Origin of the sequence: Anaerovorax odorimutans DSM 5092 (assembly GCF_000426305.1) — a bacterium.
Classification (GTDB): Bacteria; Bacillota; Clostridia; order Peptostreptococcales; family Anaerovoracaceae; genus Anaerovorax; species Anaerovorax odorimutans.
In genome coordinates this window covers 112,390-137,178 of sequence record NZ_AUFC01000002.1, presented here as the reverse complement: position 1 = coordinate 137,178, position 24,789 = coordinate 112,390, and the positions used below count along the sequence as shown (strand labels likewise).

The 24,789-nt window shown below is 30.2% G+C and carries 21 protein-coding genes; 3 read left to right on the top strand and 18 right to left on the bottom strand.

What is annotated here, in order from left to right; all coding sequences use genetic code 11:
• Positions 1-6 precede the first annotated feature (6 nt).
• The 6 genes from K292_RS0102365 to K292_RS17645 all read right to left on the bottom strand — a co-directional run bounded on the left by K292_RS0102365 (position 7) and on the right by K292_RS17645 (position 5,844).
• A complete protein-coding gene (locus tag K292_RS0102365) occupies positions 7-1,683 on the bottom strand; it encodes a GspE/PulE family protein (protein WP_027398493.1) in 1,677 nt (558 codons plus the stop codon).
• Positions 1,684-1,723: 40 nt separating this feature from the next.
• Positions 1,724-2,515 carry a prepilin peptidase gene (locus tag K292_RS0102360; RefSeq protein ID WP_027398492.1) on the bottom strand — a complete coding sequence of 264 codons (792 nt, stop codon included), beginning with the start codon at positions 2,513-2,515 and terminating at the stop codon, positions 1,724-1,726.
• Positions 2,512-3,159, bottom strand: a complete 648-nt coding sequence (locus tag K292_RS0102355) for a hypothetical protein (protein WP_027398491.1) — start codon at positions 3,157-3,159, stop codon at positions 2,512-2,514. Before K292_RS0102355 ends, K292_RS0102360 begins: the two co-directional genes overlap by 4 nt.
• A 15-nt stretch (positions 3,160-3,174) precedes the next feature.
• Complete coding sequence (locus tag K292_RS0102350; RefSeq protein WP_027398490.1) at positions 3,175-4,785, bottom strand: hypothetical protein; 1,611 nt, start codon at positions 4,783-4,785, stop codon at positions 3,175-3,177.
• A gap of 80 nt (positions 4,786-4,865) precedes the next feature.
• A complete protein-coding gene (locus K292_RS19230; RefSeq protein ID WP_037372238.1) occupies positions 4,866-5,333 on the bottom strand; it encodes a prepilin-type N-terminal cleavage/methylation domain-containing protein in 468 nt (155 codons plus the stop codon).
• A gap of 151 nt (positions 5,334-5,484) precedes the next feature.
• Positions 5,485-5,844 (bottom strand): prepilin-type N-terminal cleavage/methylation domain-containing protein, encoded by a 360-nt coding sequence (locus K292_RS17645; protein WP_051280165.1) that lies wholly within the window; start codon positions 5,842-5,844, stop codon positions 5,485-5,487.
• Between the two features lie 253 nt (positions 5,845-6,097).
• Here K292_RS17645 and K292_RS15645 point away from each other — a divergent pair, with 253 nt between their 5' ends.
• Genes K292_RS15645 through K292_RS0102325 form a run of 3 tightly spaced genes read left to right on the top strand, consistent with a single transcriptional unit; the run spans position 6,098 to position 9,346 of the window.
• Positions 6,098-8,308, top strand: coding sequence for a hypothetical protein (locus K292_RS15645; RefSeq protein ID WP_037372232.1), 2,211 nt, complete (start codon positions 6,098-6,100; stop codon positions 8,306-8,308).
• The gene (locus tag K292_RS0102330; protein ID WP_027398489.1) at positions 8,305-8,739 is read left to right on the top strand and encodes a type II secretion system protein; all 435 of its coding nucleotides are present in this window, start codon (positions 8,305-8,307) and stop codon (positions 8,737-8,739) included. Before K292_RS15645 ends, K292_RS0102330 begins: the two co-directional genes overlap by 4 nt.
• Positions 8,740-8,746: 7 nt before the next feature.
• On the top strand, positions 8,747-9,346 hold the full coding sequence (locus K292_RS0102325) for a type II secretion system protein (RefSeq protein ID WP_027398488.1): 600 nt from the start codon (positions 8,747-8,749) through the stop codon (positions 9,344-9,346).
• A 159-nt stretch (positions 9,347-9,505) separates the two neighbouring features.
• On the opposite strand, the gene K292_RS19015 is transcribed toward K292_RS0102325, so the two are convergent.
• The 12 genes from K292_RS19015 to K292_RS0102260 form a co-directional block, all read right to left on the bottom strand.
• Entirely contained in the window at positions 9,506-10,264 is a 759-nt protein-coding gene (locus K292_RS19015) for a prepilin-type N-terminal cleavage/methylation domain-containing protein (protein WP_245570816.1), read from the bottom strand.
• A 258-nt stretch (positions 10,265-10,522) separates the two neighbouring features.
• Positions 10,523-10,714 (bottom strand): YgaP family membrane protein, encoded by a 192-nt coding sequence (locus K292_RS0102315; RefSeq protein WP_027398487.1) that lies wholly within the window; start codon positions 10,712-10,714, stop codon positions 10,523-10,525.
• A 39-nt stretch (positions 10,715-10,753) separates the two neighbouring features.
• A complete protein-coding gene (locus tag K292_RS15635) occupies positions 10,754-12,091 on the bottom strand; it encodes an amino acid permease (RefSeq protein ID WP_037372301.1) in 1,338 nt (445 codons plus the stop codon).
• 191 nt (positions 12,092-12,282) lie between these two features.
• Positions 12,283-13,533, bottom strand: a complete 1,251-nt coding sequence (locus K292_RS0102305) for a coproporphyrinogen-III oxidase family protein (protein ID WP_027398486.1) — start codon at positions 13,531-13,533, stop codon at positions 12,283-12,285.
• A gap of 66 nt (positions 13,534-13,599) precedes the next feature.
• Entirely contained in the window at positions 13,600-14,502 is a 903-nt protein-coding gene (locus K292_RS0102300; RefSeq protein WP_027398485.1) for a radical SAM protein, read from the bottom strand.
• 220 nt (positions 14,503-14,722) lie between these two features.
• Complete coding sequence (locus K292_RS15630) at positions 14,723-15,751, bottom strand: GGDEF domain-containing protein (protein WP_037372229.1); 1,029 nt, start codon at positions 15,749-15,751, stop codon at positions 14,723-14,725.
• Positions 15,752-16,123: 372 nt separating this feature from the next.
• Positions 16,124-16,882 (bottom strand): 2Fe-2S iron-sulfur cluster-binding protein, encoded by a 759-nt coding sequence (locus tag K292_RS0102290; RefSeq protein WP_037372227.1) that lies wholly within the window; start codon positions 16,880-16,882, stop codon positions 16,124-16,126.
• A 5-nt stretch (positions 16,883-16,887) separates the two neighbouring features.
• A complete protein-coding gene (locus K292_RS0102285; protein ID WP_027398483.1) occupies positions 16,888-18,681 on the bottom strand; it encodes an NADH-quinone oxidoreductase subunit NuoF in 1,794 nt (597 codons plus the stop codon).
• Complete coding sequence (gene nuoE, locus K292_RS0102280) at positions 18,674-19,147, bottom strand: NADH-quinone oxidoreductase subunit NuoE (RefSeq protein ID WP_037372225.1); 474 nt, start codon at positions 19,145-19,147, stop codon at positions 18,674-18,676. Before nuoE ends, K292_RS0102285 begins: the two co-directional genes overlap by 8 nt.
• Positions 19,148-19,229: 82 nt before the next feature.
• Positions 19,230-21,506, bottom strand: coding sequence for a pyridine nucleotide-disulfide oxidoreductase/dicluster-binding protein (locus K292_RS0102270; RefSeq protein WP_027398481.1), 2,277 nt, complete (start codon positions 21,504-21,506; stop codon positions 19,230-19,232).
• 68 nt (positions 21,507-21,574) lie between these two features.
• Positions 21,575-24,292, bottom strand: coding sequence for a molybdopterin-dependent aldehyde oxidoreductase (locus K292_RS0102265; protein WP_027398480.1), 2,718 nt, complete (start codon positions 24,290-24,292; stop codon positions 21,575-21,577).
• A gap of 21 nt (positions 24,293-24,313) precedes the next feature.
• Positions 24,314-24,757: a 4Fe-4S dicluster domain-containing protein gene (locus K292_RS0102260; RefSeq protein WP_027398479.1), complete on the bottom strand. Its 444-nt coding sequence runs from the start codon at positions 24,755-24,757 to the stop codon at positions 24,314-24,316.
• Positions 24,758-24,789 lie beyond the last annotated feature (32 nt).

The following is a 24,789-nucleotide window of genomic DNA, read 5'->3' as shown; positions in this document are numbered from 1 at the left end:
TATAATTTATAAAACATCATTAGAATAAAGTTTTAACATTTCTTCATATGTGGTAACGCCTTCCAAAACTCTTATCCTAACATTTTCAAAAAGAGTAATCATGCCTTCCTCAATAGCAGCTTTTTTTATATCATCTACACTTTGACCTTCATATATGGCTTTTCTTATTTTAGAAGAAATATACATTACTTCATGAATAGCAGTTCTTCCTTTATACCCTGTACCATTGCAATATTCACAGCCTTCACCTTTATATAAATATAATTTTTTATCTTTATCTAAATTTAAAATCTCAATCTCCTCTTGTGTAGCTTCATATTTAATCTTACATTTAGGACAAATCTTTCTAATCAATCTTTGTGATACTACACCTGATAGGGCTGCAGAAACCATAAATGGTTCTATTCCCATGTCAATAAGCCTAATTACAGCACTGGAAGCGTCATATGTATGTAAGGTACTAAATACTAAATGACCTGTAATTGCAGCACCAATTGCTAGGTCTGCTGTTTCTTCATCACGAATTTCTCCAACCATAACAATATCTGGATCCTGTCTTAAAATTGAACGAAGAGCAGAAGCAAAAGTTAGTCCTGCCTTTGTATTTACTTCTACTTGTGTAATACCTGTAATGATAGTTTCAACGGGATTTTCTACAGTAATTATATTAATATCATCTCTGCGTTTTTCTCTTAATACCGTATATAACGTAGTAGATTTACCACTTCCTGTTGGTCCTGTAATTAGAACTATCCCATGATCTTTATTTATTATTTTATTAAATTTTATTAAATTAGCAGGTATAAAACCAATCTGACCTTTATTTAAATTTAAATCTAAGGCCGATGCAATACGAATTACTATTTTTTCTCCAAAAACTGAGGGAATTGAAGAAATACGTAAATCAACGTCTTGTCCTGCACTTTTATAATTAATACGTCCATCCTGCGGAATACGTTTTTCAGCTATATTCATAGAACCTATAAACTTAATACGTGAAACCACAGCAGGAGCAATTTTAGAACTTGCTTCTATATATGGAACTAGATATCCATCAATTCTAAAGCGTATTCTCAATTTTTCTTCTTGAGGTTCAATATGAATATCACTTGCCTTTAAGATCACAGCTTCTTCAATCATCATATTCACCAATCTAACTATTGGTTGATCTGAATTTTGAATTGTTTCTTCAATCTTGGGAACAACCATAATACTTTTGGAAAGTTCATTAGCCGCTTTTAAAGCCTTTTGTGAAACATAAAGTTCATATATTTTTTGTTGTATTTTAGCTTTTTCCGAAATTACAATTTTTACAGTTAACTTTGAATAAGTACCAACGTCACTTATAATATTATAATCTAAAGGATCTGTAACAGCTATGGTTAAGATTTTCCCTTCTTTTTTTATTGGCACTATCATATTCGATTTTGCAAGGGTTTCAGGTACATATTCAGATAAGCTTTTATCAAGTTTTACTGTATCTAAATCTATATAATCAATATCTAACTGAGAAGAAAGAGAGTTTATAAGATCTTTTTCTGTAATATAATTTCCATTTATTAAAATCTCACCAATACGCTTTCCACTGTCTTTTTGCTCTTTTAGTACATTTTGCAGGGCTTCTTCCGTAATGGAGCCATCTTTAACTAAAATTTGCCCTAATTTTAATGTTGTATATTTCATATTTCTCTCTCCAAATTAAAATATATAATCTTAGTTTTATTTATAATAAATTTAAATAACTATATAATAATCCATCCGTTTCGGTTTTAAATAAAGTTACAATTATAGCTCCAAATACTATAAATGGTGCTAACGGCTGCTCTGCCTTATTATCTATTTTCTTAATAAGAATACCTATAGAAAAGACAAAAGCACTTACAAAAATAGTAAAAATCAAAGTATTGATAATACCGGAAATACCTACAAAAAATCCTACTGAAGTTAACAGTTTTATATCTCCAAATCCCATAGCTTCTTTTTTAAAAATAATACTTCCAAGAATACCAATAAAAAAGAATGTTCCTCCACCAATCAATGCAGCAAAACAATGATGTAAAAAGTTATATCTTAAAAAATCTATAAGTCTATTTGTATCTCCGTATATAATAAAATCAGTTATTATATAGATAAATCCTATTATTGCAATCCCTATTATAAATTGATCAGGAATTATCATGTACTTTTTGTCAGCAATAGCAATTTGTAATAATAGCCAAAGAATAGTTGTTTTCAAAATCAGGGATACAAGGGATAATAAAGTAACCATAAACAACTCTTTATTAAAAAATATAACGAATGAGGGGTGTTCCATAAGCTTAAATGAAGCTAATGTAAAGAATATAAAAGAAAATATACACCATGGATTTTTTTTAATTCTTAACTCCGTAATTTCCTCTTTTGGTTCCTCACCATAATCACATAACCAGCGTGGGGGTATAATATTAAATACATAGATGGTAGAAAATCCAGCACATATTCCTATAATAATTGCCAAAATTACCTTTACTGTCATTGCGCCCACGTATTATTTCCCCCTTGATCATCATTGTCTTTCTGATCTTGAGAATCTTTCTCATTATCATTACTTGATACCTTTGATACAGTATCTGCATTTCCATAATAAATAAGCTGTAAATCTAAATACCATTCTAAATCCATTAGTTCCGATTCTCTTATCTCAAGGTTAATGACTTTATATACGCTATTTTCACTTTTTTCAAAGTTATTTATAAAATCAATGCCTTTTTCATAAGATCCTGTAAAAGCTATAGATCCTATAATACTTAATAATGATTGGTTTTCTTCATCTCCCATAAATATCTGCGGCTCTCCTACAGTAATTTTAGATAAAGAAATTCCTGCTAATTTTGCTTTTATATTTATATCATCAGAAAAAGTTTTTGCATTTATAATTTGATTTACATTATTTTCTGCAATCTGCCCTTTTAAATCGCTAAGTTTTTCATTAAAAGCTACTTTATCGTTAATTATATTCTCTAATTCAATTCTTTCATTTTTTAGCAAATCATTACTTATGCTTAAAGAATCATATGCAGTTTTTAAGTGTTTGTATACTAGACTATAGTATAATACACTTAATAAAAGTACTCCTATTAAAAATACCAAAGTAGGTGTTATCACTTTTGAATTTTTCATATAAACGTTCCTCTATTATTTACTATCTGATTCATCATATGGTAGAATTTCAATACTGATTTGACAATTCCATTCTCCGTCTACAACTGATAATATCAAAGGTATTGATACATTAAATCTTTCGTCTTTATTCAATTTATTTTTTGCTTCTATAAAATTATCAAGATCTGTAGTCTTAACAACAACTTCAAATGTATCTTTATTGGAATCATAAACTATATTAGAAATTGTATTATTAACCAATAAGGTGTTTTGTAACTCTAAAAGTAAAGAAGACATATTTGACCGGGCATTTTGAAAATCTACCTTTTCTTCTTTTTGTTTATTTAAGTCTTCTTGCAGTGAATTTTTTTCGTTCAATAACTCTCTCGCTTCTCCATAGGAAGCACTGTTAATAGCCTTCTCATTATTTTTATAATCTTGATTAGTAATATAATACATTACAGGCAATATAGCCATAACTGATAACATTGATAATAAAATAATAATACAAACAATAATATTTGATATTTTATTCTTTTTCTTTGAAATGATATTATATAAAAAATTTAATTCTTTTGTTTTTTTATAATCTATTCCTGCAAGGCAAAATATTTCTTGAAATAAAAATTCTCGTTCTTTCATTTCATCTTCTAAAATAATTTTTTCACTTAGTCTTTCATAATAATCATTTAACTTTCTACACTTAACCCCCATACAGCTTTCCACTATTTCTTCTATGCCTGATATGGAAGCTAAAGTACCAGAAAGAATAACTTCATCTAGTTCTAATTTTTCAGCAGATAGAATGAGTTTTAGAGATCTGTATAACTTTGTAAAAAGAGAATTACCTGCTTGAATCATAGAAGCAAAAGCTTCCGGATTTTTTTTATTTTCTTTACTATTTAAATCAAATCCATTTATTGTACAAAATCCAATGGCTTCATCTATTGAAATATGGTAAATTTCAGCTATATCTCTATAAAATTCTTCAATTAAAATATCATCAGCTCTTTGATGAAATAATTGCCTATCATTAAAAATTGCGGCTCTTACTTCATAATTTGATAAATCAAGTGCTAAAATAGTTTTCCCCCAAAATTCTTCGGCACTTATCTTAGGACTAATTAAAATTTCCATAATTTTGCTATGAACAACAGTAGTTGGAAATACAGCTACTACAGATGTCCCTCTTATCTTCATATGTTCAGATATTTCTACAATAAATTTTTCACTAACAGCATATATTACACTTGTTTGTAATCCTTGAGAGTTTAAATTTTCTCCATAATTTTCATTTTCAACAATAAATTCCCCTTCATTCTCAGGTAAAATGGCCTCTGCTTCCAATCTTGCAAGAGATAATAAATATGGCAATTTAACTTTTTCATGGGTATATTCTTTCTGTAAAACACCTGATACATCCATAAGAAGTATTATCTTATTTTTCTTATCAAAATTACTTTTTTCAATGCAATCAACAATAAAATCTGCAAAGCTTTCACTATTATTTAAATAACCACCATTTTCTAAGTTTGTCGGCATAATAAAAAATCTAACTTTTTTAATATGAGTAGAATTAGCTTTACTATTTATTTCAGCAAACTGTATAATATTTTTTTCAATTTTTATTGTTAATAAATTCATATCGTGTTCCCTTTTTGTCAAAACTAATTATATATACTATATATAATTTTACTAAAAAACTATATAAATTACAATTTAATTTATTCTTTTATATTTAAAGTGGCACCAGTAGGATCTCCTTCAATAGGCTCTCCGTTTTTATAAGTAAACGAAATAAATTCCCCTTCTGTATTGCCCGTATATTTCATTGCTATTATATGCAAAGTAACAGGATTATAATAAAAAGCCCATCCTTTTGTTTTACATTTAAACTCTAAAATCCCTTGATCAAGGATTTTTGCAATACTGTTTGCAACTTCAAATTTACTTCCTTCTCCGCTGGTATTAGAATTTGTTTTATCAATATAAACATATTCTCTTTGCTGTACTTTTTGTGAAACATAATTTTCTAGTGCATTTTCATATATAATAGCATTTGTTTTATCTGTAGATTTATTTGCATTATTTAATACACTTGACATTGATGGTACTGCAATAGCAGCTAAAATTGCAATAATTACTACAGCTAACATAATTTCTATTAATGTAAATCCCTTTTTATTTTTCATAATTTTAATACCTCAATTTGTTTCTATATGTTTCTAAATTTTACTTATTATTGTAAGTTATTTATTAACTTTAAAAGCCCGAACATTGTTCGGGCTTTTATCTTTTTAAGTAATAATACTTTTTATCTTATGTATAAATAATTCTAATTATTTACTGATTACTTACTGAAATTTTTCCATTAGTATTAGCCTTAGTAGATTGAGTTACTGTTCCTTTTGAATTTATAGTATAAGAGAACTTTCCATTATCAGTAATATCAGTCTCTTTTAATTCAAACCTATCTAAAGCATTATCTAAATCATCTGAATCAAGACTAGAATCATCTTCTTCTGTCAAATAAGCTTTAGCCGCTAACTCTAAAGTTCTTGCATTAGCTGCCATCGCAGAATCATTTGCTTTATCTACAAGTCCACTAACTACAGGAATTGCTATAATTGCTAAGATCGCTAAGATTGCAATAACAACAATAAGTTCAATTAAAGTAAATCCTTTTTTATTTTTCTTTTTCATTCGATTCCCCCCTTTTCTAACATATAGAATTATTATTTTTATTATCTTTCACTAGAATTTTATTATATATCTTACATTAGTTTTGTCAATACTTTTTCATATTTTATCTTTTTATTAAATTATTTTTAATTTACTTTTTTATTTTATAGATATAAAATAAAATTATGAACATTAAATAACTTAAAATAACTTATTTATCATTAGAAACTATTATTAAAAAATTTTTATATAACTTTGATAAAGGACTAAAATTATGAATTTTAATAACGATATAAAAACATTAAATAATAGAAAAGGTGCAGTATTAATATATGTAATAATCATAGCTGCTGTTCTTTTTATATTAGTATCTTCTGCTACACTATTAGCTGTAAGTACAAATAATTCTGCTCACAATGGAATTAAGTCAAGACAATCTTATTTAAATGCAAAATCAGGAATCGAATATTCAAAAGTATTAATAGAAAATAAAAAATCAATAATTGAATCAAATATATCTGCTAATCCAGAATATGTTACTTCTCTTCCTGCTATAGAATACATTTATGCTTCAGGTAGCAAAAATGGTTTTCATAATGATGATAAATTAAATAAAAATGCAGAGATACAGATTACTTGTAAAATTAATCATGAAGTTACATCTTCTTCTGCAATCACAGAAATAGAAGGTCAGCCTGTAGAAACAATAAATTATGATTATAATATGACAGTAAATGTTATATCTTCTGCTGATTTAAATAAAAGCTCATCTATTTGGGGTAAAAATAATAAGATAAAATTAAAATATTATATAGAACCTTTAAAAGCTGGTATCATTGGGGGAGGAAACAATATTGTTGGCGGAGGTACAAAAATTAGTGATTTCTTAATTGATTCTAATATTTCTGCAAATCTAACTCAATATTTATCAAAAGATAATATGATACAAGGAGAAATAAATACTCCTTACCACTGCGCAGTAATTACCAAAACACTATCCGGCTCAAACGGGCACATTACTGCCGATAAAATATATTTTACAAATAAAAGCTTGGGAAACATAAATGTTAATAATGATACTGATATACAGCTTTCTGCAAATTATATATATATGTCCGGGAACATGAATTTTGATTTTACTGATGCATCTATTGGTAACTATGCTACCATTAAATTAACACCTACATCTGAAAAAAACTATTGCTATGCGTATTTTGACAATGTTACATTTCATTTTATAAAGGATTCCAACGAATTAAGTTCAAAACAGCTGAATGGCATTTACAAAATACCTCTGATTTCAAATGGAAATACTAATCTTTGTCTTTTCGAATTTAAGAGACTTGATGAAATTGCTTATGATTATAATCCGGAAATACCTAGTGAAGAACTTATAGATGACTCTATGAAGATAACAGGAACTTCAGCTGAAAAAATCAAACAAAAATTTGATCCTTATGTAATCCAAAAAAATAATATATCTTTAAATATTATATCAGGCAACAACGAAGGATGGACAAATAAAGTCTCTCCGTCAACATCTTTATGGGATTCATATTCTCTTAAAAGTAGTACGAACACTTTTCCAAATGACTTAGTTATGCTATATGCCGAAAAAATGGATAATAAAAATTTATCTTATTCAGCAAAACAAATTCGCTTTGTAACTGATTATAATAATAAACCAATGAAGAAATTTATTATACCATCAAATAAATCATTATCTTTCCATACTGCTTTACTTACTTATTACGGAAAACCTTTATCGACAGAATATAAATATGATTATTCAGCAAGAAAATGGAAACCCAGCGGCAGCTTTAAAGTAATCTCTCCTTCCGGAAATTCTGCTGTGCCTATTTATTTTGAAAGAGCAAGCCAAATTGGAGATATTATATACCCACAAGGATACTATCTTTTTCCTTCCGGGCTTAATCTTCTGGAGGATAAAATTACTACAATAATTGATTCTCGTGGCAAATCAAGAATATATATTGATGATGATAAAAGCAAAAATGTAATATTTAATTTTAAAAAAGAAACTTTATATATTCCTAATACTTATAGCATCAACATTGAAAATCAAGCTTGCGCAACAATAGATTGTCCTAATATTTATTTTTATGCTAATGGAAATGGAAAAACCGGGTCTTTTGAATTTGAATCTGATAAGAATGAATCAATTACTGTTTACTGGGCGCAAGATACTTTAGTAACTGTAGAGGGCAAAAAATGGCAGAAAAAAAGAAGCTTTTTAATAAAATCAGGATTTTATAATATTAATAGCAACTCTTTAAAAATTGAGAATTTAATCGGTGATGGAAGTACTGCCCCTTCAGGGGTTCCAAATCAAGGTTATGAAGGTATTGCAATGATAGGAATACCTATCGATCCTCTATTTATAATTCCAGGCTCAGAAGTAAAAAAAGACCCTTACTTTTCTATAAATATTCCTAAAGTTACTATGGGAGGAATTTATAAATGAAAAATAATAAAAAAGGTTTTACCCTTATTGAAGTATTAGCTGCAACAATTATTTTAGCCATTATATCAACTTCTATAATTTATATGCTTACCTTTTCCAGAACTATCGTACAAACAAGCAGCACTAAGGACGCTTATGCAGCTGAGGTGCAAGCTGCATCCGATGCAATTATGTGTTATATTAATTCTAAAATTACAAATGGAAACGATATAAGCAAAGCTAGCAAATCCTCACGTGGAGAAAACAATAAATATGTTTATTGTCCAACTAAAGATGATTTTAATAAATTCAATGATAATATTCAATTTACTATTGAAGAACCTTCTGATGATACTTCAGATCTCTATAAAATTACAACAAGAATATATTATGGCTCTGAAAACAAAAGAGAAATGTCAGAGTTAATTTGTTTTTCTCACAAAGGATGGTAATTAACCTATGATAAAAAAATTTATATTGCCCTCAATAAAAATTTCAAAAAAAGGTTTTACTTTAACGGAGTTAATTATAAGTCTTATTTTTGTTGTGCTTATCTTTGGAGCTGCAACTTTAGCTTGGTATTCAGGTACTGAAACCTTTATAAAAACAAGCAAAACTTCTGCTGCTTATAATCAGGCCCGCTCACTGGAAAGTATGCTGCAAAATGCTGCTTCTACCACTGAATCTTTAAAAATCAGAGAAAATCCTGCTTCACATAACAGCGGCTATATTGGAAATAAATTGTATTCCAGCTTCTACCTTGATAATACAAATTCAGATTCTCCAATATTTAAAGTTTTTATATACAATAATGTATTAAAAAACGGTTCACCTTTAAAAATGGAATTTGATGCAATAGATGAATTTGCAATTCAAGTTATTCCTTTAGGTATTAGAAGCCAACTTAATTATAAAATAAAAAGCAGTGATGAAAAAGGTAATTTTTATATTGAAGGAGGTATTATATTAAATAATATAACTATTGATAAATATATGGAAGATAACCCAAATGGATATACTTCTCCTTTAACATTAAATTTTCTTATTCCCAACGAATGATGATAGTTAACATAATAATATTGTTATAAATTAGGAATCATAGCCTCATTATAATTAATTCTCTGTTAAACAAATCTTAATGAATTGAATATAAAAATGAAAAAAGTCCTTGAAATTCAAAGACTTTTTTCGTTCAATAAATAATATTTTCAATATATGTTATTTAGGTAACTTATACCATTGACTTGGATGAGTTTTCGGGTTATGTCCAACTATACCGCCATCATTAAAGACATAATAATCTGAGCCAATCTTACACATATCACCTCTGACTACATATTTATCTTCATTGTCTTGGAAAGTAACTATATTTCCTGTAATTTTTTCTGAGCCATACCAGTTATATAAATTTCCTCCAGGTCCTGTACTAGCTTGCGCCTTTGACAATGAATATTTTTTTGTAACAACATAATAATTGCCATCCTTATATTTAAATATTCCACGAGGAGAAACTTCTTTGTTTCCATCTGGGTTATCTGCATAATCTTCAGCTTCAGGCCAATAATTATCAATTAAAGCTATATCAGTGCCAGGATAGTAGTCATTGTTGTTATCACCATCATCATTGTCATTATTATTATCATCTTCTTCATCACTGTTTCCCTCATTATGTACACTACATACTATCTCACCATCTTTAATCGAGTATGAGCCTCCACATGGGCATAATTCTTTCGTCATATCCACAGGAAAATCTTTACATTTACCGTCTAACACATCTTGAAGCGTACAATCTTCATGATCTATACGATATAATTCAAACGATCTCTCTATTGTATTTCTATTAGTTTGACAGGTAGTTGCTTCAGCTTTTTTAACAAATCCAGATACAACAGGAATTGCAATAATTGCTAGAATAGCTAAAATTGCAATTACAACAATCAATTCTATTAGAGTAAATCCTTTCCTTTTATTCATCATTTATTTCCTTTCTTATAAACTGTACTGTATTTTATAAATAATTTTATTAGTTATCACATTTATATGATTCTTACTTTTTTATTTATATAATCTGAACAGAAATATTTTAATATAAATTTAATAAAAATTACTTTTTTAAATTATACCATAATTCTTTTATTTTAAAAGTATAATTTTAAGTTTTACAAAAAGAACCTAATATAGTCTAGGTTCTTTTTGCTCAATATTATATAATATTATTGTCTTTTTTAATTGCTAATTTTTTTTCACATGACAAGTTGAAATTCCTAAAATATCACTAATTGGGCAATATCTTATTAATCCTGTTATTATAGGTATTATGCCAATTAGCCCCCACCAGCTTTTATAGTAAATACCTATAAAAATAATTACTATACCTACTATAATCCTAATAATCTGTTCTGTTTTTCCTACATTACATTTCAATTAAATCACCTCATGAATATTTTATACAAAATTTTTAATTTAATTCAATTGATTCTTTCTTGTATATTTCATAATAATATAAATTAAAAAATATAAGATAACCATAGCAATTCCTGCTATTAACCCAGAAACTTGCCCTGGAATAAAAGGCATACTGAAAATAATAATCACTATACTTATCAGAGCTATCCAAGATGTATATGGATAACCAAACATTTGGCATTTTCCATCCGGAGGGCAACCATTTTTTTTACGAAATTTTATATGTGTTGCCATAATTACTGCATAAGTAAATAGCAATGCAAATCCACCAGAGCTTACCAAAAAAATGTAAATCTTAGGTAAAAATATTCCTATACCTAAACCTAACATCATAGAAAAACCGGAAAACAATATTCCACGATATGGTACATCTTTTTTATCTTTTAAAAAAACGGGAGCAAGACCTTCATCTGCAAGAGATCTCATCATTCTGCCAATTCCAAACATTGCTGCCAGCATTGTGGAAATTATCGCTGTAATCATTACTAAATTAATAGCAATACTAGCCCATCCGATACCTTGATTATTAAGAGCTGCTACAATAGGACTTACATCCTGACTTATGCTCTGTGTAGAAATTAATGGAAAAATCAATACAATAGAAATTATATATAATCCTACCAAACTTAAAACAGTGTATTTAATTGCTTTAGGAACTGTTTCTCTGGGATTGTCAGCTTCTGAAGCAGCTAAACCTATTATTTCAAATCCTGCATAAGTAAACATAACTATAAGCATACTGCCTGCGATTCCTTTTATACCTCCCGGCATAAATGGTTCATTTGCTAATGCCCCTGCTCCAATTGGAGATGTCTTAAAAAATAACCCTGCTATTAACAAAATTGCTATAATTATAAAAGATATTATAGCTAATAATTTTACCGCAGCGAGACTACTTTCTAACTTACTTAACTTATCCGCTCCAAGAAGGTTAAGCATAGTAACACAAATTATAATTACACTACCAAGAAAAGGAATAGAAATATTAGGAATCCATTTACTTATTAAAATAGATACAGCCGTGGCTTCACTGGACATAGCTAATACCATTCCTGTCCAATATACCCATCCAACAATAAATCCTGACCCTGGGCCATAAGACTGCGCTGTAAAAGTTCTAAAAGATCCTGAATCAGGATTTGCAACAGTCATCTCTGATAGTGCAAGAAGTATTAGATAAACCAAAATACCACCTAAAATATATGATATCACAATAGAGGGACCTGCCGCACGAATACCAACCGATGATCCAACAAAAAAAGAGCCTCCTATTACAGTACCTAATGCCATCATAGTAAGATGACCTGCAGATAAACCTTTTTCATCTTTATCCATTATAATCTCCTAAATTTTATATTAAAAATAAAATTATTTTTTATTTAATAGTTTTTATACTATTATTCCATAAATTTAGAAATATATAAGGATATAGAAAAATTACCTTTATGATTTTTTAATTTATGCTTATTTCATCATCCGTTATTTTTGTTTATTTTTTAATTTCTTATTTTTAATTACGAAAAGAATTATAATATTAATTCTTTAGGGAAAGCCTCCTTACGCATAACGCTCCACATTTTATCAATATATGCAAGTGTATAATAATTCTCATAATAATGATAATAAAATGCACCTTTTAATGTCATTTCCAAATAGCCATCACGTTCTTTTATTAGTTTTAAAATCTTCATAAGCCATATTTCAAAACCATATTGGGTTTTCAGCTTTATATTAAAAAACTTTTCAAATTCTGCTAAATTTACTCTTGTTGTATAAGCGGTCCAAAATAAGTAATATATCATTCGTTGATTTTTTGTAAATCTTAATGTCAATGAAGTTGGTATTTTCCTATTATCTACACGTTTTATATAATCTTCTATTGAAAAAGTATTGATTTTAAATTGTTTATCCAGTAAAGTTGTGGCAGAACACCCAAATCCCAAAAAATTATCTCTTGTCATTGAGGAATATTTTTTATTGCTGTTCTTAGCAAATGTCCATATAGAATCTCTGATATATCCTTTATCTACGCAATAATTTGTAATATCATCAAGAAGTTTTCGTTTTTCTTTATTACTCATTTTTTTTAAAGTACTTTCTGTAAATGAAAAATCAATAAAAGGATAAATTGCAATATGATTTGCCCCGTTTTGAAAAGCGATATCAATATCTCTTTTTATGAGTTCAAAAGTCTGTCCAGGTAAAGCAAATATAAAGTCCATTGATACTGTTTCAAAGGATACTCTTTCCAAAGCTTTAAACATATTTGAATAATCCGTTTTTTCTCTTCCTAGAATATGTAAAAATTTATCCTGAAAAGATTGTATACCAATACTAATCTTTGTAATACCTAACTGTTTTAGTTTTTTTAGTGTTTCTATTGAAACATTATTTGGATGAAGTTCTATTCCTATACCTTCACTAATAATAAAATATTTTTTAATTACAGTTATAATTTCATCTAATTTATCTATTAATAGCGCAGGTGTACCACCTCCAAAATATAAGCTTGTAATTTCTTTTCTTTCCTTTGAGTCGCAAACAAGGTTAATTTCTTTAATTAAAGCATTTACATATTTTTCAGCAAGCTCTTCTCTGTATTCAACTTTACAATAGGGACAAAAACTACAAATAGTTTTGCAAAATGGAATATGTATATAAAGCCCTAAATTATTTGTTTTCACATATTGTAATTTGTTATCATAATCATTAACAAATAAAAATGGCTTTGTTGATCTTGTAAGCCACATTCTTGTAACGGTTGTTATTATACTCATTTTATAATACATAATCCAACTATGTAAATTGGATCTATCCTTTCTTATACTATTTATATATGCCGTTTATATATACCGTAAATATGTCTTAAACATTTCAAATATTACACGAAGATTTCCTCTGAAAATCAGTGAATATTCTGCAACGAAAAAATATCCGCATTTTTTACATAGACCTGGAATATCAATGCATCTTCCACAAATAGATAATTTTCCGTTTTCCATAACAACACATTGGTGGCATGGAGTTGGAAAAGTATTATTTATTAAATAAGGAAAAGCACTTTTTAAATTGAAAATAGGATATCCTCTCTTTATCATTTTCTCAATTACTTTACAACATCTTTCTTTTTCCGAAGCTGTTAAAGATAATTCTGCTGTACCCGGATAAGGAGTATGAAAATTAAATGATACCGCTCTTATATTTTTCATATTTTTTGCTACATTACATACACTTTCAATTGTATTTATATTAATTTGATTAATCGCCATATATAAACAAATATTACCTGATGTGGCAGTATTAATATTATTAATTATTATGTCATATGTATCCCCTCTAATAATGTTATGCTTTTCTTTGTCACCATCAAGACTAAGTAAAATAAGATCTGCCTCGGGCAGGTCAATTTTAAAAGTACCGTTAGTCACTACATTTACGATTAAAAATCCCATAGATTTAGCTTCAATAACTAGATCACGTATGTTTTTTGAACCATCATTCCACATAAAAGTTTCTCCCCCACAAAAAAACAATATACGGATACCTCTTTTATATAATAATCTCATTTCTGATTTGATCTGTTCATAAGGATATATAATTGCAGTTAAATTATTAACAGAACAATGCTTACAAGTTAAATTACATTTATCTGTTAAAATAATAGTACCAAGTATAGGCTTTTTTCTTTTAAATACTATACTGCTGATCCCAAAAATTGAAAATTTTATTAAAGATGTTATTTTCATATTAACCCCTTTTGTATAAATTTTTAAGGCAAACAGTTTTAATCAAATTTGCCGTTCACTTATAGTGTAATATTACACTATAAGTGAATAGATGTCAACAATATTAATAATGATAGTATTTATGATTTAGGTATTATAATCACTTCATTAGACCATATGATTTTAATGCATATTAAAGTTATAGTATTAAAATAGAGTATAAATTAATCAATAACATTAGTTATTTTTCAATAGTATTTTTTTGGTCTTTACCTCCTAATGTCTTTTTTTCTTTTTCTTTATATAAAAGATGATCTGCCTCTATTAATGATTGCGATACTTTATCATAATCACTAACTGAAACGATACTCATACTTATGCCTTTTGTCTCTTTCTCATATGCAGAAACATAATCTCTAAAAGACTCTCTGATTTCTTCCATTTTCTGAATCAACTCAACCTTTTCTCCATAATAGATAATAGCAAATTCATCTCCTCCCCAACGACTTACAATATGTTTATCAAGCTCAAATGTATTTTGTAGAAGAAATGATAATCTTTTTAAAACTTCATCCCCAACATAATGTCCGTGTTTATCGTTTACTTCTTTAAAATTATCAATGTCTATAAGAGCAAGATGAATAAATTTATTGTTATTCTCTTCAGCTTCTTCCATTGCTTTATTAAACATCCTTCTATTATAAAGACCTGTTAATTCATCAAAGTTTGCAAAAACTTTAAGCTTTTTATTTACCCTTTCATATTCTTTAGAAAATTGAAGAATTATAAGAAAAGCTGCAAATAATAGTAATGGAATTTGAAGCATGCGGTCAACAAACTGATTCCAACCAGTATAAATGAGAATTAGTTGCGGATAATAGTATTCTAAAGCATGCATGACCATAAAAATAATTATAAGTGTAATAATCAAAAAATTTCTTCTCCATCCCTTAAAAAGATAAGTTATTGCTATTAAAAGAAGAAAAATGTAACCCATAGCATTATTATTACTTCCCCCTGAATTTATAAATGCAAAAGGTAAAAAAATGAAATTTAAGAATATAAATACACCAAACATAATATGGTTAGAATATTTTTTGTTTGATAGTATAAAAGCAACAACAGTTATAAAAAAAAGTACTATCCATTTCACACTTGCTAAAAATGGAAAATGAGTAAAATAATTTCCGATAATGCTAATAATGGACAGACTTGCTCCTGCTAGCAAAATTGCTCTATAAAGACGTAGTTGAATATCTGCCTGATTCATTTTTTCCTCCTTAACTGAATATTTAATTTCAGTTTATTATAAATGGACTTGTGTTTATTCTATAAGCTCAATTATGTCAAACTTTTATTTCATCATTAATATGGGGGATAACAAATTTATTTCAGCTCATTATAAAAAAGTAAATTTATTATACATCTTAATTCAAACTAATTCTATAATAGCAGGTTTTCTTATTTTTAAATTATATTTTAATACTTTTACAACATAACTTTACACACTTTAATCTTATAGCTTTTATTAATACAAAAAATTAAAAAAAGCACCTCTATAATATCTCTCTTATGGTAAACAATTTAAAAAACCTATCCACTATAAGGTAGAGTATATCAAAAGAAATGCTCTTTTCAAACTTTATTTTTCTTCTATCATTAATGATTCTAATACTTTTTTTGCAACCTCATTTTGTTTACAGCTTTTACAAACAGGAGCTTCTAGCACTTCACATTTTTCGTTTATATAATCATATTCTTCTTTTGTTATAAAATACTTACCGCAAACGCTACATTTAATCATTTCAAATTCTCTATTCCAAATTTTACGTTTGCCATAACCTTCTTCTATTTTAATGCATCCTGTCGGACATACAGAAGCACATGACCCGCAGCCAATACACTCTATTGATGGTTCTTCATACGGTGTTGACACTTTTTTTGTAGTACCTCTACTTACAGTGGCGATGGCATTACATCCTAATTCTTCACATGCTTTAACGCATAAACCGCATAAAATACACTCATTTCCCCTACTCTTATAAAAACGTAAATTTTCTCTTATCCCATATTCTTCAGCCATTGATCTAATTGTCTCATTACCGGGAACTTCTGCCATAAGAAGGCTGAATAAAGTTTTTCTCATATTTATTATATCTTCAGTATTAGTTTCTACAACAATGTCTCTCACTACAGGGAAAATACAAGACGTAACTATCTTCTTTTTTCCATTTTCCATAACTTCTACAATGCAAATTCTGCAAGTAGCCTGCCCTCTAAGTGATTCATGGTGACATAAATGTGGAATATAAATTCCATTGCGGCTCGCTATATCCATTAACAATTCGCCTTTTTCTGCAATGCACTCTTTTCCGTTAATAATTACTTTTACATTATCCAATGACCTCACCTCACTTTCACAGCTTTAAACTTGCACAGATCTATGCAGTTACCGCATTTTATACATTTATCCTGATCAATAATATGAGGCATTTTTGCATTTCCTTCAATTGCTTCAGGAGCGCATCCTCGTTTACATAGACCACAGCCAATGCACTTATCTTTATCAATATAAAATTCTGTCAATGCCTTACAAACTCCTGCTCTGCATCTTTTATCTATAATGTGTTCCAAATATTCATCCCTAAAATATTTTAATGTACTCATTACAGGATTTGGTGCTGTCTTACCAAGTCCGCACAGAGAAGCCTGCTCAACCATATGAGCTATTTCAGTTAAAAGATCAAGATCACTTTCTTTTCCTTTACCTTCACAAATATCGGTAAGTATCTTAAGCATTTGCCGTATTCCTTCTCTGCAAGATACACATTTTCCGCATGACTCCTCAGCAAGAAATGCAACATAATACCTTGCAAATTCAACCATACAAGTTCTCTCATCTGTAACAATTATTCCTCCAGAGCCCATCATTGATCCGGCATCACTCAACGTATCAAAATCAACACCTAAATTCATTAATTCTTTAGGTATACAACCTCCTGAAGGTCCTCCTGTCTGAACAGCTTTAAACTCTTTATCTCCTACGATACCTCCACCAATGTCAAAAATAAGTTCTTGTAATGTAATACCCATAGGAACTTCAACCAGACCTGTATTTTTAACTTTTCCAACAAGAGAAAATACTTTTGTTCCGGAATTTTTAGGACTTCCAATTTTTGAAAACCATTCACTCCCCTTTTGAATAATAACAGGTACATTAGCCCAAGTTTCAACATTATTTAAAACTGTTGGCTGTCCCCAAAGTCCAAATTCAGCTGACCTTATATATTTAGCCCTAGGTTCTCCGGCTTTTCCCTCTATCGATGCCATTAATGCCGAAGATTCTCCACATACAAAAGCACCTCCTCCTCTTACAATTTCTATGTCGAAACTGTGATTGCTTCCTAAAATATTATCTCCTAAAAAATTTAAATCCTTAGCTTGATTTATGGCTCTATGCATATTTTCTAATGCTAAACCATATTCATCACGAATATAAATGTATCCATTTTGAGAATTAAGTGCGATAGATGCTATAATCATTCCTTCTAATACTGTATGCGGATCACCTTCCATAATGCTTCTATCCATAAAAGCACCAGGGTCACCCTCATCACCATTGCAAATAATATATTTAGGGGGTCTGTCAATTTTATAGCAGCTTTCCCATTTTACCCCAGTAGGGAATCCACCGCCGCCTCTGCCTCTAAGTCCAGAAGCTTTAATTTCATTAATTATATCTTCATTTGACATTTCAAAAAGAGCTTTTTTTAATGCTTTATATCCATCTGCGTTCAAATAGTCATTAATATCGCAAGGATCTATTTCACCAATATTCCTAAGGGCAATTTTAGTCTGTTTTTTAATGAAATCTGAATCCTTATGTGAACGTATTCTTTTTTTTGTTTTACTATCTAAATATAATAACCTTTGAATTTCCTCTCCCTTTGCAATAGTTTTAGATACAATTTCTTTTACATCCTCTGTTTTAACATGATAATAAGCAATATCGTCAGGCTCAATTTTAACAATGGGTCCTCTTTCGCAAAGCCCGTTACAACCCGTTGATTTAACATAAGGAACAACTTCAATATTCAGCTTCTGTTTTTCTATTTCATCCTTAAAAGCTTCAAGTACCTTTTTACTGCCATTAGCAAGACAGCCTGTTCCGCAGCAAACCATCACTTTTCTGTCACTCATTGACTTCACCTTCCTTATACATGTTAATAATGCCGGCGATATCTTGAGGTGTCAATTTTCCATGATATTCACCATTTATAACCATAACGGGTGCAAGAGCACATGCTCCCACACAATTAACAGTTTCAATAGAAAACAATCCATCCGGAGTAATTTCTCCAACTTTTATTCCTAATATTTTTTCTAATTCTGAAACAATTACCATAGATGATCTAATATGACAGGCTGTACCATCACATACTTTAATAATATATTTACCTTTTGGATTTAAACTTAACGCTTTATAAAAAGTTGCCATGCCATAAAGCTTGCTAAGTGGTATCAACAGATATTCTGAAATGGTTTCCATTGCATTCCTTGGAATATAATTAAATTCCCTTTGTATATCCTGCATAATAGCTAAAGAAAATCTTTTTTCAGCAGGATATCCATATATTATTTCTTCAATCCTTTTCTCATTCTCCATATTTACCGCCCCTATTCACAAAAATCTTAATCTCGCGATCTACGAGAAAAAGCTCACAATGTCTACTTTCGTTCTGCATGTTTTACTCCTTTGCTATTTCCATTCTATGGCTGTAAACACTTACTATATAAATACCGTCCTCTTTCTCTTTATATCTAACCCAGTAAGTTACATTTTTAATACGTAAATTAGCTAGGTAACTTGAATCTAAGCTGTTAAAGAAGCGTTCTTTAGATATCTGGGAATGTCTTATAACCTTTTCTATATCCTCAAATAGAATAAACCTGTCCTCCATGGTATTCCATATTTCTTTTGAAATTACTAGATCCATATCATTTTTTTGTAAATCTGTTTCAGGTTCTTCTTCCCATAATTCTCTAAGAAGCTTATTTTTTAAACTTGCCCTATTTGAATGTCTCTCAGAAAGGTTCGGCATTTTCTTAAGAGAAAGCTTTTCCATGTCCTCTCCAAAAATCAAATCCAATATATGAAATGTCCTCTTTCCCTTATCAACAAAAATATCCTTGCACATTGAACAATATACTAGTAAATCTTCTTTGCTTTCGTTTATTCTGTCTTCTGCGAATTCTTTTGCTTGTTCTTTATTTGCATAATAGACTAAACCTCCATAACCGCAGCATTTGGTTTTAGCTTTACTATATTTCAGTTCATCTATTTCATATCCCAGATTCAAAACAATATTTCTTATGCTTTCCTGAACTTCTTTATTGTATCTTGTACTGCAAGCATCATGTATATTTAAAACATGATTATATTCTGAATTTACTTTTTTAGGTAAGCCATATTTTTCAAATATTTGCCACAAAGAGATATAAGATATTTCAGGCAGATATTTTTCAAAAATACCTATGCAGCTGGAACAAGCAAAGATAAAAACAGGTTTTCCATTCTCAAGCCATATATTTTTAAATCTTTCAATACTTTCATTCATAAGATCTTTTCTGCCTGCCCAATCTGCAGGAGCACCACAGCATCCAAGCATAATACCAACACCTTCAATTTGAGAGATCAAATATTTATAGGATTTTTCCACATATTCTGGATATGATGCTGCTAGCTGACAACCCGGATAAAAAATATAATCTATCTTGTTTGTACCTTTTATTGGAGGAGGTGATTTCACCATAAAAAATCTCTTACTGTTACTGAATTCCATATCTGAGAGTGCAAAATCATGCGCAGATGGAGGCATTTTATTCTTTTCAACCATGTTTTCTCTAGTTTGATGAATTAAATCCTTCATTCCAATATCAAGAAAACACTGCTCTTTACATAATCCGCACATTGTACACGAATTAATCATCTTATTTGCATAACGCGTTCCCATAATTACATTTTCATTAATTTGAATTTGTCTTGCATAACTTTTAGGTGTAATATTAAATTTTTGCATGTGACTACATGCTTTAAAACATTCAATACATCGACATTTAAGACATCTTCCTGCTTCTTTTATTGCCTCTTCTTCAGTGTAAATTTTATCAGTTTTTTCAATTCTAGTATTGGGTTTAACGTCATCTAAATTATATTTAAGGGGAGTTTCATAAGAACCTTCTCTATCACGTGAAGCTGTTAAAGATATTTTTTTTATATATCTTTCCATTGAAACAGCAGCTCTTTTGCCTGAACTCACTGAATATATTACAGAATCATTTTTGTTATAAAGTCTGCCTCCTGCAAATATAGGCAGGTTTAAAACCTGAAAGGTTTCGGGGTTTATATTCAGCTCTCTTTTCCATTCTCCAGTTCCAAGATATACCGCATCATATTCTTTAATAAGCTCTTCTAATCCATCTTCTGTAATTTTTTTATTATAATTGACTTTTATACCAAGCTTATTAATAATTTGTAATTCTTCATTTATTATATCTTCATCAAGCAGTATTCCTTTATAATCCCAAATTCTGCCACCCAATCTTTCTGATTGTTCATATATGGTTACTTGAAAACCTTTTTTATCAAGTTCAAAAGCTGTGATAATCCCGCTTATGCCTCCTCCGATAACAACTGCTGTTCCATTTTTTTTAGGTAGTAAAACACCTTTTTTAAATGGTTTATAACCATAATGAACAACTGCTCTTTCTAATTCAGATATATTTATTGCTTGATCTACTTTATTTCTGACACAAACTTTTTCACATGGATGATCACATATGCTGCAAATAATTGCAGCAAAAGGAATTTTCTTCTCCAGAACTCTATATGCTTTCCTGAAATCGCCCTTTTCTATTTCGCTGTTAAGCAATGCCACATCAACATGAACAGGACACCAAGCTGTAGATGCTGCAGGTTCATCTTGTATGCATTTTTCACATTCTTCAAAAAGGTTCTTATCCATATATACCTCCCTGTGGGCAAATACAGACTGTCCCGTTTTGCCCACATAAAATCTATACCATTTTCAATTTATAAAGCAGCCATTATTTTTTCAGGATATGCAGGAAGTTTAGTTATACGTACTCCGCAAGCATTATATATTGCATTTATTATTGCTGCATGAGGTGATGAAAGAGGCATTTCTCCCGAACCTGCCATACCAAATGGTCCATTTGGTCTTTTAGTCTCCTGATGAATAATATCAATAGTATCTGGCACATCTTTAATACGAGGAATCCCACATCTTAAAAGTGTAGTATGCTTATTTAAATCTTCAAAGTCCTCTGATAATGCAAGACCTATACCTTGAACAAGACCGCCATATAATTGACCTTCCAAAACCAACTTATTCATTACCGGACCACAATCTGAGACCAGTGTATATTTATCAACTTTTACATTGCCATTTGTTGTATCAACCGCCACTTCAGCAAGTAAAACACCATACATATAAACTGGGAATGGATTACCCTGACCTGTTTCAACACTACATTCAGTACAAGGTGCTGTCCATTTTCCCATATATTTTGTAGGTAAATTTTCTGCAACCATTTCTTCATAAGTTCTATAAGACCCATCATCCTTTTTCAGAGCTTCTATAAGGTTTTCACAGGCAACTCGAGTAGCATTTCCCGTCATAACATTTGAACGGCTGCCGCCTGCCGGTCCACTGTTAGGAGTCTTTTCCGTATCATTCATAATAAGTCTTATCTGCTCAGGTTTGATATTAAGAGGTTTTAACGCTTCATGGGCAATTGTCAATGTTCCCATATCTGCCCCCTGACCATGATCTTCCCAGGCATTACCAATTGTAACACCGTTTTCGGTTATTTCAGCAAAAGCTTCAGAAGAATCTGCACCATCAAGACCACAACCATATTCCATCAATGATATTCCAACTCCGTATTTGATTTCTCCTCCTTTGGAATTTTTAATTTTTGCATTTTCCTTTGCTTGCTGATAAATCGGTCTTAATTTATCAAGAGCCTGAGGATAGGCAATAACATCAGGTTCACAACCTGTAGGCGTAGTATCTCCTTTTCTGTATACATTCAAATATCTGAATTCAAGAGGATCCATGCCCACTTTTTCAGCAAGTTCATCTACAAGAACTTCAGATGAAAACAGAGATTGTGGAGAGCCATATCCTCTGAAAGCTGATCCCCAAGCATGATTAGTAGCAACTGTTCTGCCATTACCTCTAATATTTGGAATAGAGTATCCTGCACCAATAAATTGTGGAGCTCTCATAGTCAGTAAATCACCAAATTCACAGTAAGGACCATGATCTACAGTCCAATCTGATTCCATAGCAATAATTTTACCGTCTTTATCTGCTCCCATTTTCAGGTTTATAAAGAATGGAGATCTCTTTCCTGTATAAGTTATTTGCTGATACATATTGAATTCAAGATATACAGGCTTTTTTGTCACTAAAGCTGCTACGCCAAGCAGACCTTCCATTGTTGGACTGAATTTATATCCAAATGTTCCTCCTGTATTATTTTGAACAATCACAAGTTTTTCAAGAGGCATACCTATACCTTCTGCAACCATTAATGCATGAACATGTATACCTATACTCTTAGAATGAATTATTAGTTTCCCTTCTTCATCAAGATATGCAAATCCCACATCAGGTTCAAGAGGAAGATGAGGCTGTCTTCCAACATAAAAATCATCTTCAACTACATAAGGTAATTCTTCAAACAGAGGCTCAACCTCCTCACCTTTTACAGCATGATTCTCAAAATAAACATTTGGTGTGCCAGGATGAATTTCAATCGCATCTTCATCCATAGCAGTAAGAGCACTCATGTATGCAGGTAATTCTTCTATTTCCACTTTTACTTTTTCAGCCGCTTCTTCTGCTATGGCTGGAGTATAAGCAAGTACCATAGCTATAGCATCACCAAACTGAAATATTTTTTTATCATTTAAAATAGGTCTTTCTTTCCCACTGCCTTTATTAGACGGGAATGCTAAACCATTAATCCTGTTTGTTCCGGGAACGTCTTTATAAGTTATAACTTTATAAACTCCTGGAATACTTTCTGCCTCAGAGGTATCAATTGATAATATATTTGCATGTGATACCTTCGCTTGCACTAATTTTATATGCAAAGTATCTTCCGGAAGCTTTTGCCTCAAATCAGCACCAAAGTCCCAAGTACCTGTAACCTTTGCTACTGCTGAAGGGCGAGGCATACTTGATCCCATTAAGCTAGCTCCCTCTTTTAATTGCGGCCATAATTCCTCCTTAGTTACTTCGCCTCTTAACATTCTGGCAGCATCCATAACTGCATCTACTTGAGGTTTATACCCTGTACATCTGCATAAATTTCTATTTTTATAAAACCATTCTCTTACTTCTTCTCTTGTTGGATTGATGTTTTGATCTAAAAGTGCCTTAGCTGATACAATAAATCCCGGCGTACAAAAACCGCATTGTGCTGCTCCGTGAATCATCCATGAAAGCTGTAAAGGATGTAAACATTCCTTCGTTCCTACGCCTTCAATTGTAATAATATGAGCATCATCAGGTATTCTTTCCATTTTATAAACACAAGCTCTTACAGCCTTGCCGTCCCATATAACAGTACATGCACCACATTCCCCTTTACCGCCGCAGCCAGACTTAGTTCCTGTGAGTAAAAGTTGATTTCTTAATACATTTATGAGGGATTCTTCAGGATCCACTACTAGATGTTTTTCAACACCATTAATAAATAAGGTTTTCTTTATCATCTGATTGTCTCCTTTTTCTAATTACTCATCTTCAAACAATCCTTTAAATTTTGATGCAACTATTTTTTTCTTTTCTATGTTAGATGAAGTTGCATCTACATATTCAATTGCCCTAGTTGGACAGTATTTTACACAATCGGGATTGCCCTCGCATAGGTTACATTTCATTACTTTCTTTAGATTAATTGAATAGTTAATATTTCCCATAGGGCAAGCACTAATACACATTTTACATCCAATACATTTATTTGGATCTACTACAACTGCATCGTTTTCATCTCTAGATAAAGCACCTGTAGGACATACCATCATGCAAGCTGCATCTTCACATTGCATGCACATTATAGGTACTGAAATTACCGCTTCTTCAAAGCTGAATACATTTACTGCAGAATTTGTACAAACTGACTCACATGTTCCACAATTAATGCATTTCTTAGGCGAAATCATTAAAATTTTTTTCATAATATTCTTGGTCACCGCACCAGCGATACCAG